At 68.1% G+C, this 12103-nt stretch carries 19 protein-coding genes; 10 read left to right on the top strand and 9 right to left on the bottom strand.

Annotated features, from left to right (window positions below; all coding sequences use genetic code 11):
• Positions 1 to 21 precede the first annotated feature (21 nt).
• Positions 22 to 897 carry a glycosyltransferase family 2 protein gene (locus tag AC5Y4C_RS01345; protein ID WP_499962101.1) on the top strand — a complete coding sequence of 292 codons (876 nt, stop codon included), beginning with the start codon at positions 22 to 24 and terminating at the stop codon, positions 895 to 897.
• A gap of 26 nt (positions 898 to 923) precedes the next feature.
• Here the strand turns inward: AC5Y4C_RS01345 and AC5Y4C_RS01350 are convergent, their stop codons facing one another.
• The 3 genes from AC5Y4C_RS01350 to AC5Y4C_RS01360 form a co-directional block, all read right to left on the bottom strand.
• Entirely contained in the window at positions 924 to 2150 is a 1227-nt protein-coding gene (locus tag AC5Y4C_RS01350) for a glycosyltransferase (protein WP_499962099.1), read from the bottom strand.
• A gap of 16 nt (positions 2151 to 2166) precedes the next feature.
• Positions 2167 to 3120 (bottom strand): glycosyltransferase, encoded by a 954-nt coding sequence (locus AC5Y4C_RS01355; RefSeq protein ID WP_499962363.1) that lies wholly within the window; start codon positions 3118 to 3120, stop codon positions 2167 to 2169.
• Between the two features lie 79 nt (positions 3121 to 3199).
• The gene (locus AC5Y4C_RS01360; RefSeq protein ID WP_499962097.1) at positions 3200 to 4705 is read right to left on the bottom strand and encodes an FAD-dependent oxidoreductase; all 1506 of its coding nucleotides are present in this window, start codon (positions 4703 to 4705) and stop codon (positions 3200 to 3202) included.
• 100 nt (positions 4706 to 4805) lie between these two features.
• Here AC5Y4C_RS01360 and AC5Y4C_RS01365 point away from each other — a divergent pair, with 100 nt between their 5' ends.
• The 6 genes from AC5Y4C_RS01365 (at position 4806) to mbp1 (ending at position 7825) form a co-directional block, all read left to right on the top strand.
• Complete coding sequence (locus AC5Y4C_RS01365) at positions 4806 to 5036, top strand: Rv3202a family protein (RefSeq protein WP_499907551.1); 231 nt, start codon at positions 4806 to 4808, stop codon at positions 5034 to 5036.
• Positions 5037 to 5042: 6 nt separating this feature from the next.
• Complete coding sequence (locus AC5Y4C_RS01370) at positions 5043 to 5495, top strand: hypothetical protein (protein ID WP_499907549.1); 453 nt, start codon at positions 5043 to 5045, stop codon at positions 5493 to 5495.
• Complete coding sequence (locus AC5Y4C_RS01375; RefSeq protein WP_499951561.1) at positions 5492 to 6721, top strand: NRAMP family divalent metal transporter; 1230 nt, start codon at positions 5492 to 5494, stop codon at positions 6719 to 6721. Before AC5Y4C_RS01370 ends, AC5Y4C_RS01375 begins: the two co-directional genes overlap by 4 nt.
• Positions 6718 to 7125, top strand: a complete 408-nt coding sequence (locus tag AC5Y4C_RS01380; protein WP_499962095.1) for a hypothetical protein — start codon at positions 6718 to 6720, stop codon at positions 7123 to 7125. The genes AC5Y4C_RS01375 and AC5Y4C_RS01380 overlap by 4 nt, the downstream gene beginning before the upstream one ends.
• Positions 7112 to 7462, top strand: coding sequence for a PRC-barrel domain-containing protein (locus AC5Y4C_RS01385; protein ID WP_499907543.1), 351 nt, complete (start codon positions 7112 to 7114; stop codon positions 7460 to 7462). The genes AC5Y4C_RS01380 and AC5Y4C_RS01385 overlap by 14 nt, the downstream gene beginning before the upstream one ends.
• A gap of 129 nt (positions 7463 to 7591) precedes the next feature.
• The gene (gene mbp1, locus AC5Y4C_RS01390) at positions 7592 to 7825 is read left to right on the top strand and encodes a microaggregate-binding protein 1 (protein WP_499907541.1); all 234 of its coding nucleotides are present in this window, start codon (positions 7592 to 7594) and stop codon (positions 7823 to 7825) included.
• A gap of 74 nt (positions 7826 to 7899) precedes the next feature.
• Here the strand turns inward: mbp1 and AC5Y4C_RS01395 are convergent, their stop codons facing one another.
• The 5 genes from AC5Y4C_RS01395 to AC5Y4C_RS01415 all read right to left on the bottom strand — a co-directional run bounded on the left by AC5Y4C_RS01395 (position 7900) and on the right by AC5Y4C_RS01415 (position 9985).
• Positions 7900 to 8196 carry a hypothetical protein gene (locus AC5Y4C_RS01395; RefSeq protein ID WP_499962093.1) on the bottom strand — a complete coding sequence of 99 codons (297 nt, stop codon included), beginning with the start codon at positions 8194 to 8196 and terminating at the stop codon, positions 7900 to 7902.
• A gap of 91 nt (positions 8197 to 8287) precedes the next feature.
• Positions 8288 to 8641 carry a protein UsfY gene (usfY, locus tag AC5Y4C_RS01400; protein ID WP_499962091.1) on the bottom strand — a complete coding sequence of 118 codons (354 nt, stop codon included), beginning with the start codon at positions 8639 to 8641 and terminating at the stop codon, positions 8288 to 8290.
• 52 nt (positions 8642 to 8693) lie between these two features.
• Positions 8694 to 9323, bottom strand: coding sequence for a flavodoxin family protein (locus AC5Y4C_RS01405; protein WP_499951570.1), 630 nt, complete (start codon positions 9321 to 9323; stop codon positions 8694 to 8696).
• A 38-nt stretch (positions 9324 to 9361) separates the two neighbouring features.
• Positions 9362 to 9727, bottom strand: coding sequence for a hypothetical protein (locus AC5Y4C_RS01410; RefSeq protein WP_499962089.1), 366 nt, complete (start codon positions 9725 to 9727; stop codon positions 9362 to 9364).
• A 6-nt stretch (positions 9728 to 9733) separates the two neighbouring features.
• Positions 9734 to 9985, bottom strand: a complete 252-nt coding sequence (locus AC5Y4C_RS01415; RefSeq protein WP_499908051.1) for a metallothionein — start codon at positions 9983 to 9985, stop codon at positions 9734 to 9736.
• 133 nt (positions 9986 to 10118) lie between these two features.
• Between AC5Y4C_RS01415 and AC5Y4C_RS01420 the strand changes: the two genes are divergently transcribed.
• On the top strand, positions 10119 to 10460 hold the full coding sequence (locus tag AC5Y4C_RS01420; RefSeq protein WP_499962087.1) for a DUF3140 domain-containing protein: 342 nt from the start codon (positions 10119 to 10121) through the stop codon (positions 10458 to 10460).
• A 9-nt stretch (positions 10461 to 10469) separates the two neighbouring features.
• A complete protein-coding gene (locus AC5Y4C_RS01425) occupies positions 10470 to 10604 on the top strand; it encodes a hypothetical protein (protein ID WP_499962085.1) in 135 nt (44 codons plus the stop codon).
• On the opposite strand, the gene AC5Y4C_RS01430 is transcribed toward AC5Y4C_RS01425, so the two are convergent.
• Positions 10601 to 11038, bottom strand: a complete 438-nt coding sequence (locus AC5Y4C_RS01430) for a hypothetical protein (protein WP_499951575.1) — start codon at positions 11036 to 11038, stop codon at positions 10601 to 10603. The genes AC5Y4C_RS01425 and AC5Y4C_RS01430 overlap by 4 nt on opposite strands.
• Here AC5Y4C_RS01430 and AC5Y4C_RS01435 point away from each other — a divergent pair.
• Entirely contained in the window at positions 11033 to 12088 is a 1056-nt protein-coding gene (locus AC5Y4C_RS01435) for an SDR family oxidoreductase (protein ID WP_499951577.1), read from the top strand. The genes AC5Y4C_RS01430 and AC5Y4C_RS01435 overlap by 6 nt on opposite strands.
• Positions 12089 to 12103 lie beyond the last annotated feature (15 nt).

Here is a 12103-nt window from a genome sequence, read left to right on the forward strand (position 1 = left end):
GCCGCCGGGTAGATGCGGGGCATGGAGCAGCCGAGGACGTCGTTCGTCATCGCGACCTACAACCGCGCCGACGAACTGGAACCCACCATCGGCCGGCTGCTGTCGGGCTTCGCGTGCCCAATCATCGTGGTGGACAACGGTTCTGACGACCATACCTGCGACATGGTGCGGACGCTGGGCAGATCTCAAGCCGGCAGGGGCCGAATCAGGCTCATTCCGCTGGACCGCAATCGCGGCGCCGCGGCCCGCAACATCGGCGTCAGCGCCTGCGAGACACCGTTCGTGGCGTTCTGCGACGACGATTCGTGGTGGGAGCCCGGCGCGACGGAGATCGCGGAGCAACTCTTCGACGACCACCCCACGCTGGCGCTGATCGCGGCGCAGACCACGGTATGGCCGTCGGGTCGTCGCGACGCGTTCAGCGACGAGCTCGCAGCCAGCCCGCTGGGCCGTAAGGACGGTCTGCCCGGGCCCAGTGTGCTTGGCTTCCAATGTTGTTCGGCGATCGTGCGGCGCGACGCGTTCCTGGCAGTAGGTGGATTCAGCCCGCTGCTGCACATCTACGGCGAGGAGACGCTGCTGGCGCTCGATCTGGCCGCCGCGGGCTGGGATCTGTGCTACTGCCCGCAGGTCAGAGCCTGCCACCAGCCGTCGAAGGTCCGTGGATCCAGCGCAGCTCGCGACGCGCGCGTTCTGCGCAACGAGTTCCTTACCGCGTGCATGCGTCGGCCGGCCGACCGCTGCACGTCGGCGCTGGCACGTCTGTTGCGTTGTGCCACGGCCGATTCCGCGCATGCGAAGGCGACCGCCGAGGCGCTGGTTCGGCTGCCGGCGGCGCTTGCCCAGCGCCGTCACCTGCCCGAGGATCTCGAACGCAGAGTCCGCACACTCGAGTAGCCGCGAGCGTGCACTGGCGTCCGCATCTACTCGGCGTGTCGGCGGGCAAACACGCGCGCTCGCCGGGATGAGGTGGCGGTCATGCGCTGGTAGACCTTGAGGGTGTCCGCGGCGATGCGGTCCCACGAGTAGCGCGCTTCGGCCCGTCGGCGCCCGGCGGCGCCCCACTCCGCCAGTCGCGCAGGGTCTTCCAGCATCTCGCACAGCGCCTCGGCGCAGGCCCGCGGATCGCGTGGCGGCACCAGCACACCCGTGACGCCGTCGACCACGGTGTCGAGCATGCCGCCCACCGCCGTCGCCAGCACCGGCACGCCGCATGCCATGGACTCGACCGGAACAATACCGAACGGCTCGTACCACGGCGTGCACGCGACCACGTCCGCCGAGCGCAACACCGCCGGCATCTCGGAGCGCGACACCGAGCCGCACAACCGCACCCGGTCGCCGATTCCCAGCGATTCGGCCAGGCTCGCCAGACGCACCGCCTCGGGTTCGTCCCCGAGCCGGCTGGCGTCCGGACCGCCGACGACCAGAAGCTCCGCATCCGGCACCGAGGCCATCGCCTCGATGAGAACGTCAAATCCCTTGCGCGGCACGAACCTTCCGACCGTGACCACGCGCTTGCGGTCGGTGCGCTCCCAGCGCGGCCCGTCGGGCGTGAAGTGCCGCAGATCGACCCCGCACGGGATCACCGCGGTGCGGGCCCGCGGCCGGCCCAGCCGCGCCAGCTCGAACACCTCGTCGGTACACGTCGCGGCCACCCAGTCGGTGCGCCGGGCGAGCAGCTCCTCGAGCCGTAAGCGGCCGGGTGGGCTGGTGTCCTGCTGGCCCTGGTGACGGCGCTTGACCACGCCGAGCGCATGAAACGTCTGCACCATCGGCACGCCGCGCCGGCGGGTGGCCAGCCGCGTTGCGACACCGGACATCCAGAAGTGAGCGTGCGCGATGTCGGGGCGTTCGGTGAGCCACTGATCGGCCAGGAAGTCGCCGAATACGCCCATGTGCTCCAGCAGCTCGTCTTTGGGTAGCACGGTGGCCGGGCCGGCGGGCACGTGCACCACGGTGTAGCCGGCCGGTGCACGCACCCGCTCCGGCAACCCCGGATCGTCGCGACGGGTGTACACCAGCACCTCGTGGCCGCGACGGGCCAACGCGGCCGACAGCTCGGCGACGTGGACGTTCTGACCGCCGGCATCCACGCCGCCGAGCGCCGCCAACGGACTGGCATGTTCGGAGACCATGGCGATTCTCATTGGCAGTGCTCCCCTTTCACGCTTCCCCTCGCCCGGCGCATGCACTGTCCACGACGCGGTCCCAGTCGCGCAGGAAACGGTCGAGACCGAAGTGACCGAGCGCAAACTCGCGGGCCGACTTGCCCGCCGCCCGCGCCGCCTCGTGATCGTTGGCGTACAACCTGACCGCGTCGGCGAGCGCCTCGACGTCGGCACTGACCACACCGGCCTCGCTGGGCACGCATAGCGGCGCCATCGTCGATGCGACCGCCACCACCGGCATGCCCAGATGCATGGCCTCCAACAGCGACAACCCCAGCGATGTCCACCGCGCGGTGTGCAGATACACCCGGCGTCGGGCGACCTGCTGATGCAGCGCCGGCGGCGCGACGTCGCCGTGCCCGCGTATCTGGCCGCCGAGCCGGTCGCCGAGCTCCGATGTCCCCATGCCCCACACGTCCACCGGCACGTCGGCGGACAGCGCCGGCAACAGGTCGGTGCCCACCACGCGGTTGCGGCGCAGCGGCTCGTTGATCATCGTGGCAGCCGCGGCGAACTCGCCGGTGTAGAGCTCGCCGGGATCGGCGATGCCATGGGCGACGACAGTGGTCGGCGCGACGCCGTTGTCCCACATCAACTGGTTGAACTCGGTGACGTGCACGATCGGGATGTCGGACCGGTCGGCGACCGGATGGCGACTGTCGGTAGGTGACGGCCGGGGTGCATTGTGCTCGACGTAGACGGCAGGCACGTCGACCCCGGGGCGCCGGCCCAGCCACTGCGTCACCAGCTCCAACTCGTGCGGCCGCTGCAGGATCACAAGATCCACCGGCTCGTCGCGGAGCCGGTCGACGTGGACTTCCCGAGCACGCGGCCAGCGGCGCCCGCACAGCCCGCGACCGTCGGCGCCGCGATCGTCAGTCAGGGGCAGCACATAGCGGTGCGACCCGGACACGAACGACTCGGTCCACGAACCGTGCACATGCCACAGCAGGATGCTGCGAGCCTGTGCAGTTGTCGCCACGCCACAAGTGGTTCCCGGAGTCACTTGTAGGTAAACAAAAGCCGTGTCAGCTCGAGCGGGTCAAGTCGCGGGTCGCGGGACCTTCAAGCAGCGTGCCGTCCGGCGCGAACCGGGACCCATGCAGCGGGCACTCCCACGCCTTGTCGGCGTCGTTCCAGTTCACGATCCCGCCGAGGTGCGGGCATACCGGCGAGACGCGATGCTCGACCCCGTCGACCACACACCGCGCCTCCAGGTGCCACGGTGGACCGCTGACCACCCCGCCCTCGTCGTCGCCGGGCTGCCGATGCACCGCCCGGGTGAGCGGCGTGATCCAGCCCTTCGCGAGGTTGAAACCGACCTCGAGGTTGGCTTGCAGCGCGGTGGTGATTCCGGACAGCTCGTGCGGGCTCCAGCTGGCGAACGCCTTGGCCCAGTCCATGCGGCCGCCCAGAATGCGGCTGGACAACGCTAGCGCCGCGGCCGCTCCGTTGGTCATCCCCCACTTGTTGAATCCTGTTGCGACGAAGATGCTTTCGTTGCCCGGCAAGATCGGCCCCACGTACGGCAGCTGATCGACGGGCGTGTAGTCCTGCGCCGACCAGAAGTGAGTCTGCACCGCGCCCGGATAGTGCAGACGCGCCCACGACGAAAGCTCCTCCAGCGCCTTCGACGGGCTCTTCTTGCGCCCGACCGGGTGGCCCGCGCCTCCCACGATCAGCCGCTCCCCCTCGGGCGTGGGCGCGTACCGCACCGAGCGGGTGGGCGAGTCGGTGGAGATCATCATCGGTCGGGTGATGGTGCCGGGCACCTTGAACGCCAGGCAGTAGCTCCGGCTGGGCTTCAGCCTGGCGAAGTACCCGCCGCGGTCCAGGACCGGAATACCGGTGGCCAGCACCAGCTGCCCGGCCCGCACCTCGGTTTCGTCTTCGTCGGGGCCGTTGACCCGCAGCGTGAGCCCGCGGCGGCTGGACACGCTGCGCACGCGAGCCCCCTCGACCAGCCGACCGCCGCGATCCTGCAGTTCGGCCACCAGCGAATCCAAGAATGGCATCGGATCGAACTGCGCCTGGTCGGGCAGCCGCACACCGCCGTGGTAGGGGAACGGCACGTCGGCGTCGTCATCCCATTTCGCGCCCAAGCCCACGGCTTCGCACGCCTTCAGTTCCGCGCGCGCCGACGGCACGCCCTTGCCGGACTGGGCGTAGGTGTAGGCGTCTTCCCGCTGTACTGCGACCCCGTGGGTCTCGCAGTGGTGCACCACCCACTCTTGCCCCTCGCGGTTGCCGTCGACGTATGCCTTGGCCGTCTCGACACCGTGACGCTGGATGATCTTGGAGAGGTGAGTGCCCTGCAGCAGGCTGATTTTCGCGGTGGTGTTGCCAGTCGCGCACGATCCGACGGTGCGCGCCTCGAGCACCAGCACGTCCTTGCCCGCGCGGGCCAGCAGCACGGCCGTCATCAGTCCGGTGATGCCGGCCCCTACCACGACGACGTCGGCGGATCGGTTGCCGTCGAGGGTGCTTGCCACCCACGGCGCCTGCGCACGGTTGGCCAACCACAGTGAAGTCATGGTGGGGCGCGTACCCTTCGTCCGCCCCACGAAAACGCCGGGCAGATGTTCGTCACAACTGGCGTTTTGGCCACTGTGCGCGGCGGGGTAGGTTCGACGGGTGACCTCTGCACTGCCACCTGACGATCCGATCGACGAAGAAACCCCGGTCGCCGACGCTGTCGAGCAGCGCCTCGAGGTGGGCCGCACACCGAACCTTTCGGAGGACTTCGAACCCACCGAGGTCAGCGAAATCGCTTCCGAGGCACCGCCTGAGGACGCGAACCCGGCCGACTGGCAAGACCAGCGCACCACCGCGCCTGATGCCGACGACTGGGACGTCGACCGTTAGTTTGCGATGGCGCACCGGTGGCGGCGAATCCGAAAAGCCGCACTGCTGCTCGTCGTTCTCGTAGCGCTCGGTGTACTGGTGCGCGGCTGCCCGTCGATTCGCGACGGGATGGCCGGACAACTCGCCCGCGCCCAAGCGCAATGCGAGTCGGCCGCCCGCACCGGCATTCTGGCGCTGGACTTGTGGCAGGCCGGCAAGTCGACACGCCAGCTGGCCAGCGTGCAGCTGACCGACGCGCGTGACGAAGCGACCAAGAGCTACAAGGGAATTGCCGGACTCACGGCCACCCGCGAGGACGACCTGCGCCGTCAGCACGCGCTGCTCGACGCGATCACCGGCGCGGTCACGGCGCTCACCTCCGCCGGTGCTGTGGTCCTCGGCGTCGACCCGACGCCCCTCGACGTTGCACGTCAACGTCTCGCCGACGCAACGGACCGATTGTCGGCGGTGAGCGGATGAAGAAGATCTTCGCCGTTGCGTTGGGCATCCTGACGGCGATCGGCGGCTTCCTCGACATCGGCGACCTCGTCACCAACTCCGTCGTCGGATCGCGATTCGGTCTTGCGCTGGCGTGGGTGATTCCCGTCGGCGTACTCGGCATCTGTCTGTACGCCCAGATGGCCGGCCGGGTCGCCGCGGTCAGCGGCCGGGCAACTTTCGAGATCATCCGCGACCGACTCGGAGCCCGGGCGGCGCTGGCCAATCTCGGCGCGTCGTTTTTCGTGAACTTGATGACGATCACCGCCGAAATCGGTGGTGTCGCGCTGGCTTTGCAGCTAGCCACCGACGTCGGCCCGATGCTGTGGATACCCGTCGCCGCCTTCGCGGTATGGCTGGTGATCTGGCGGGTGAAATTCGAGACCATGGAGAACGTCACCGGCCTGGCCGGGCTTTCCCTGATCGTGTTCGCCGTGAGTGTGTTTCTGCTACACCCCAATTGGGTCGATCTCGGCAACCAGGCGTTGGCGCCGGTGATCCCGCAGTCGGAGTCGGCGGCCACGTACTGGTATTTCGCAATCGCTCTGTTCGGGGCGGCGATGACGCCGTACGAGGTCTTCTTCTTCTCCTCCGGCGCCGTCGAGGAAGGCTGGTCCGAAGACGATCTGGGTAAGTCTCGGCTCAACGTGCTTGTGGGCTTTCCCCTGGGAGGTGTGCTGTCGTTGTCCATCGCGGCGTGCGCGGCCCTGGTCTTCGCCCCGAAAGCCATTGAGGTGACGTCCCTTTCGCAGATGGTGACGCCGGCGGTGCTGGCCGGCGGAAAGGTGGCGCTGGCATTCGTGATCGTCGGCGTCGTCGCCGCCACGTTCGGGGCGGCGCTGGAGACCACGCTGTCGGCCGGCTACACCCTCGCCCAGTTCTTCGGCTGGCCGTGGGGAAAGTTCCGCAGGCCTTCGCAGGCGTCGCGATTTCACGTCGTGATGATCGTGGCACTGGTCATCGGCTCCGCGGTGCTGGCCACGGGTGTGGATCCGGTGATGGTGACCGAGTACTCGGTGGTGTTCTCCGCGATCGCGCTGCCGCTGACGTATCTGCCGATTCTGTTGGTGGCCAACGACCCTGAGTACATGGGTGACCGGGTCAACGGCAAGCTCACCAACGCGTTGGCAATGGTGTATCTGGTGGTGATCATCGCCGCGTCGGTGGCGGCGATACCGCTGATGATCGTGACGGGAGCCGGGGAATGACGAGAACTGTGGGGGAATTGCCCGCCAAACACTGGCCCGGACGCGTCATCGACGCACGACTTCAGCTTCTGGACCGCCAGATTCACGACATCCACGAGGTGCCGTCCGGCACCGTCGACGACATCGTGTTGGCTAATCTGCCTGTGGGCCAGGACATCCCACGCGGCACACCACCGCCCGCGGTGACTCACCTGGTCACCGGGCCGGTGCTGGCGACACGGATCTTCGGTGGCCGGCCGTCGAAGTCTCGACTGACCTACATCGACTGGGGGCTCGTCGAAAAGCTCACCACGGTGATCACATTGAAGGTCACGCTGGAAGACTTCGACTCCACGTGGGTGGAGCGCTGGCTGCGAGACAACGTGATCGGTCGGATTCCGGGAGGCCGCCATGCTCCTGAGTGATCTCTTGGGCTGCGACGTATACGACGAGCAGTCACATCGGCTGGGCACGGTCGTCGACGTGCGCTTGGCCGCACCGCCCGACGACCACCAGCAGGTACCCACGCACCTTCTCGGCTTCGTCGTCAGCCCGCACAGCCGATCGGCCTATCTCGGCTACGAACGCACCACTGTGAACGGACCGGCGTTGCTCGCACGAATTCTGCGGTGGCGTCACCGCGGCACGTTCCTGGCGGCGTGGGAGGACGTGGCGCGAGTGGAGATGAATTCGATCACTCTGCGCCCAAATTTCCGCAGGTATTCGGCGCGGCTGCCGGCTGCGCTCGGGCGTCAGGTTTAGTCCCGAAGGGTCGCGGGAAATAGCCAGGCAGCGACGGGCAAGGACGTCTGTCGTCGCGGGATGGGAGGCCATCGTCCGCAGCGCCGAGCGGTCGCGCTCGCATGAAGGTATCCAACAAGGAGGAAGTCAATGGCGGAGAACAGCGGGCCCGAAGAAGCCATCCGGGGCGTCGTCGAAGATGTCAAGGGCAAGGCCAAGGAAGCTGTCGGGACGGTGACCGGCCGCGATGACCTGGTTCGTGAGGGTAAGGCCCAGCAGGACAAGGCCGAGGCAGAGCGCGATGCCGCGAAGAAGGAAGCCGAAGCGGATGCGGCGCGCAGCAGTGCGAAGGCGGCCGAGAAGCGCCAAGAGGCAAACCAGTAACTTCATGACGCGCGGTGGGCCCAGTCCGAAATGGACTGGGCCCATTGCTGTTTCGACGATTGTTGCGGTACCCGCTAAGGCCGGCGCGTGGCTGCGTGATCGGCGTTTTCAGCGGCGACCCGAGCCACTCGCCTGCGTTCGCCGTACACCGACACCGCACCGACGGCCGCGGTGACGAGCGCGACCGCGCCCGCACCGATCGTCCAGTCCATCACGCCCCGGGCGGCCGCGCCGATGCCGATCACCAACGCCAGCACCGCCAACCCGAGCAGCGCGTAGCCGCCGAGGCTGCGATTGTCTTTCATCGCTTCGCCGACGCGCGGCCGCGCGGTACGGGCGTGGTCGCTGGGGTCGTTCTGCCGTTCCGGCATGCGCAATCTCCCTGTGTCAGGCGTGCTTTCGTCAGAAGGCCTACCCTGCCGCCGCGCATGCGAAACTGCCCGCGCTGCCTGACACCGCGCGTTACGCGGCGTGCCGGTGCGGCGAGGTGGCGGGATGTTGCGCGAGCCAGCGCGCTTCGATACGGCGCACGCGGCGCCGCTCGACGCTGAGCCACGACGCACCCCCGCCGACGGTCAGTGCCGCGGTGATCGCGGCCCAGACGAGCAGTTCCTGGTGTTTGTAGGCAAGTGCCGCCACGAACGCGACCAGCGCGACGACACCGACGGCGATCAGGAAAAAGCGCGGCCAGAAGTAGACGTCGATCATCGACTCGCCGGCGTGTGGTTGATATGTGCGGGAGTGATCCGTCGGATCGTGATGTGTGTCTCCCATCACCGTCTCCTTCATCGAGATGCCCTCGACGATACTCGGCATCCGTCGACTTGAAGAGGGCGAGAAGAGACCGAAAACTTGCGGTGGCCTGGTGTTACTTGTACGGCGGGTACGGCTGGCGGCGAAGCACATCTGCCAGGTGCACGGCGTTGCGCGCCGCGGCCGCGGTGGTTGTGTGGATCACCTCGGGCACTTGGTCGAGGTCCTTGAAATCGCCGCCCTGCATGGCTTCACCGTTCCAGTACGTGCAGCCCTGCGCCGGGATCGTGAACCCGATGTCGTTGAGTGCCTGGAAAAGGTCCGCGACGATCTTGTGCGCGCCGTCCTCGTTGCCCACCACCGCTGCGAGCGCCACCTTGCCGACCATGGACGGCCTGCCGTCGTCATCGGTGTTCGAGATCTCCGCGTCGAGTCGCTCCAGCACGCGCTGCGCCACGCTCGACATGTGGCCCACCCATGTCGGCGTCGACACCACCAAGATGTCTGCGGCGAGGATCTTTTCCCGCAATCGCGGCCATTCGTCGCCAGGCCCCATGTCGGCCTCCACACCCGGCAGCACGGTCAGGTCGACCACGCGCACCGACTCGCATTCGACGCCGGATTGCCGCAATTGCTCGAGCACCTGTCGGGCCATCAGGTCGCTGCTGGAGGCCGACGGACTGGCTTTGAGGGTGCAGACCAACGCGAGCGCTCGCAAAGCGTCTGCCTGCGGGTGGGACGACATGGCACCGCGAATACCCCGGGCGGGTTCGGCGAAAACAGCTACAGCAGCGCGACCGGCGCCGTCATCGTCAACACCACGAGCATGAGCACCAGCAGGAACCAGCCCGCGCCTTGCCAGATCCACCAGCCGCCTCGGGCGCGCCCGGTTTGATACGTGCGGACGAACGCCCAGACGCCGCCGGCGAAGAGCACGACGGCCGGACCGATCGCCAAGGTGTTGCGCTGCAACGCGGTGCAACGGTCGAGCGCACCCGCCCCGGTGCCTGTCTTGCACCCGTTCAGCCATGCCAGCGACGCCAGCAGCACCACCACGGCGATCGCTACGAACACGGCCGCCGCTTTCACCGCCGCGGCCAGCGTCGCGCGGTCGCGCCGCGGGTTGCCGGTGTCCGGCGCCATCTTCATCGGGCGCTAGCCTCCCGCGGGAGTCGGATACCGGTCGTTGATGTCGGCGTTGCTGGACTTGCGCGCGCAGTGGGCGCAACAGAAGATTGCGTCTTCGGTTTCCACGCCATGCCCCAGGATTCGGCAGCCGCAGTGCGCGCATTCCGGTGCCAGCTGCGCGGCGGCGCACTCGATGCTGTCGAACGTCGCGGTGCGCTCCCCCCAGCTCACCGTGAACGCCTTGTCGTACTCGTTGCCGCAGGTGTCGCAGATAGCCACGTCCATATCCCTTTCTCTACAGATCGCCACAGAGTTCCCGTCGGCTGCGACGCAGAAACTCGAGCCTCGATTCGACGGGCGCGGCGCAGGGTACGACCAGGGTTGAAGACGCGACAACGATGGGAGGTCACACGTGGCTCGGCACGTCGAGGTCGACGACGAACTGTGGGACGAGTTTCACCGCGTCGTGAACATGACATCGCGGGAGTTGTCCGAATGGCTGCGCACCCGCTCGGCACACGAGGACGCCGAGGAGTTGCCCGACCAGTCCGGGACGCCGACCGGCCGACGGGTGTTGCAGATCTTGCAGAAACGCCGGGTCGACCTCACCGACGACGACGAGCACGTCATGCGCCGAGTCGTCGACCGTGTCCACGCCGAACGCCGCGACGATCTCGACCCGACTGCAGGACAAGAGAATTGGCGTCATCGGCTGATGTCGATCGGTCACGATCCGCTCAAGCCGCCGCGCTGAGCCCGGCTCGTGTCGGTCCGTGAGCTGATCGTCCTCGGCACGTCAAGCCAGGTGCCGACCCGGCATCGCAACCACAACGGCTACCTGTTGCGCTGGGACGGCGAGGGGCTGACCATTCCGCCGACGCGATCGGCTACCGACTAGTCGAACCCGACGGCCGACGCATGCTTCCAGAATCGTTGCGCCACTTCGGGACCGACGGCCCTTGCGTGGGCGAATTGCAGCGATCCGGCGTCATCGTGGCGAACGGACGGACCATCCGGCTCTCTGGCCGACGGGGTGGACCTGCTGGTGATCGAGGCGACGTTGTTGGACGAGGACGCAAACCTTGCCGCGCAGTAAAGGCACCTGACCGCCCGGCAAGCGGGGATGGTGGCGCAGCAATGCGGAGTGCGGCGGTTGGTGCTGACCCACTTCTCCCAGCGGTACCCGACAATCGGCGGTTCCATGACGAGGCGGCCCAGGTGTATTCCGGCGATCTCGTGGTCGCCGAGGATCTGATGCGCGTCGCCGTGCCCAACCGGCGCTGACCGCGCCGCGGTTCGAACGCCCTGTCGCGGGTACCCGTCGGCATGCATGTGGTGGTCACCGGCGCAACAGGCAACGTCGGGACAAGCGTCGTCGAAGCTCTCGCCTCCGACGAGCGGGTGGACCGGATCGTCGGCGTCGCGCGCCGCCGGCCGCAGTGGCAGCCACCGAAGACGACATGGGTGCAAGCTGACGTGTCCTGCGACGATCTCGACCGGCACTTCCGGGGCGCCGACGCGGTGGTGCACCTGGCGTGGCTCTTCCAGCCGACGCATGACGAGCTGGCCACCTGGCGCAACAACGTGCTGGGGGCGATCCGCGTGTTCGACGCGGTCGCCCGCGCGGGTGTCGGCGCGCTGGTGTACTCGTCGTCGGTCGGTGCATATGCGCCCGGTCCCAAGGACCACGGCGTCGACGAGTCATGGCCCACTCATGCGCTGCCCACCGCAGCGTACGGGCGGGAGAAGTCGTATCTGGAGCGCGTGCTCGACACCTTCGAGCGCGACCATCCCGACGTGCGCGTTGTGCGGCTGCGTCCGGGTTTCATCTTCAAGCGCGAAGCCGCCTCGGCGCAACGCCGGCTGTTCGCCGGTCCGCTGCTGCCCGGCGCGCTGGTGCGGCCGTCGTTGCTGCCGATCGTTCCCGATCTGCCGGGCCTGCGGCTGCAGGCGCTGCACAGCGTGGACGCCGGAGAGGCGTTTCGGCTGGCGGTTGTGCAGCCCGTCCGGGGGGCGTTCAATGTCGCGGCCGACCCGGTGCTCGATCCGGTGAGCCTCGGCGGCTTGCTCGGCGCGCGGCCGGTCAAGCTTCCGCTGGCCCCCATCCGCGCGGTCGTCAGCGCCGCCTGGAACCTGCATCTGCTGCCCGCCAGCCCGGCGCTCGTCGACCTGGCCCTGAGCCTGCCGATCATGGACACCATGCGCGCCCAGACGGAACTGGGCTGGCAACCCTCGCACAGCGCACTGGACGCGATCCGCGACTTTCTCGACGGGCTCAGGGACAGCAGCGGCATGTCCACTCCCCCGCTGGATCCGGCGGCGGGCGGCCGGCTGCGCGGCAAGGAGTTCGCGACCGGCGTGGGACAGCGGGCCACCACGTAGAGCCCGTCGCCGCAC

The sequence above is a fragment of the Mycobacterium sp. NGS35 genome, assembly GCF_059812855.1.

Excerpts from the sequence above, each read along its gene's own strand:
- AC5Y4C_RS01345 (WP_499962101.1), top strand. The coding sequence starts at position 22 with ATGGAGCAGCCGAGGACGTCGTTCGTCATCGCGACCTACAACCGCGCC.
- AC5Y4C_RS01350 (WP_499962099.1), bottom strand. The coding sequence starts at position 2,150 with ATGAGAATCGCCATGGTCTCCGAACATGCCAGTCCGTTGGCGGCGCTC.
- AC5Y4C_RS01360 (WP_499962097.1), bottom strand. The coding sequence starts at position 4,705 with ATGACTTCACTGTGGTTGGCCAACCGTGCGCAGGCGCCGTGGGTGGCA.
- AC5Y4C_RS01370 (WP_499907549.1), top strand. The coding sequence starts at position 5,043 with ATGGCGCACCGGTGGCGGCGAATCCGAAAAGCCGCACTGCTGCTCGTC.
- AC5Y4C_RS01375 (WP_499951561.1), top strand. The coding sequence starts at position 5,492 with ATGAAGAAGATCTTCGCCGTTGCGTTGGGCATCCTGACGGCGATCGGC.
- AC5Y4C_RS01380 (WP_499962095.1), top strand. The coding sequence starts at position 6,718 with ATGACGAGAACTGTGGGGGAATTGCCCGCCAAACACTGGCCCGGACGC.
- AC5Y4C_RS01385 (WP_499907543.1), top strand. The coding sequence starts at position 7,112 with ATGCTCCTGAGTGATCTCTTGGGCTGCGACGTATACGACGAGCAGTCA.
- mbp1 (WP_499907541.1), top strand. The coding sequence starts at position 7,592 with ATGGCGGAGAACAGCGGGCCCGAAGAAGCCATCCGGGGCGTCGTCGAA.
- AC5Y4C_RS01395 (WP_499962093.1), bottom strand. The coding sequence starts at position 8,196 with ATGCCGGAACGGCAGAACGACCCCAGCGACCACGCCCGTACCGCGCGG.
- usfY (WP_499962091.1), bottom strand. The coding sequence starts at position 8,641 with ATGCCGAGTATCGTCGAGGGCATCTCGATGAAGGAGACGGTGATGGGA.
- AC5Y4C_RS01405 (WP_499951570.1), bottom strand. The coding sequence starts at position 9,323 with ATGTCGTCCCACCCGCAGGCAGACGCTTTGCGAGCGCTCGCGTTGGTC.
- AC5Y4C_RS01410 (WP_499962089.1), bottom strand. The coding sequence starts at position 9,727 with ATGAAGATGGCGCCGGACACCGGCAACCCGCGGCGCGACCGCGCGACG.
- AC5Y4C_RS01435 (WP_499951577.1), top strand. The coding sequence starts at position 11,033 with ATGCATGTGGTGGTCACCGGCGCAACAGGCAACGTCGGGACAAGCGTC.
- AC5Y4C_RS01430 (WP_499951575.1), bottom strand. The coding sequence starts at position 11,038 with ATGCATGCCGACGGGTACCCGCGACAGGGCGTTCGAACCGCGGCGCGG.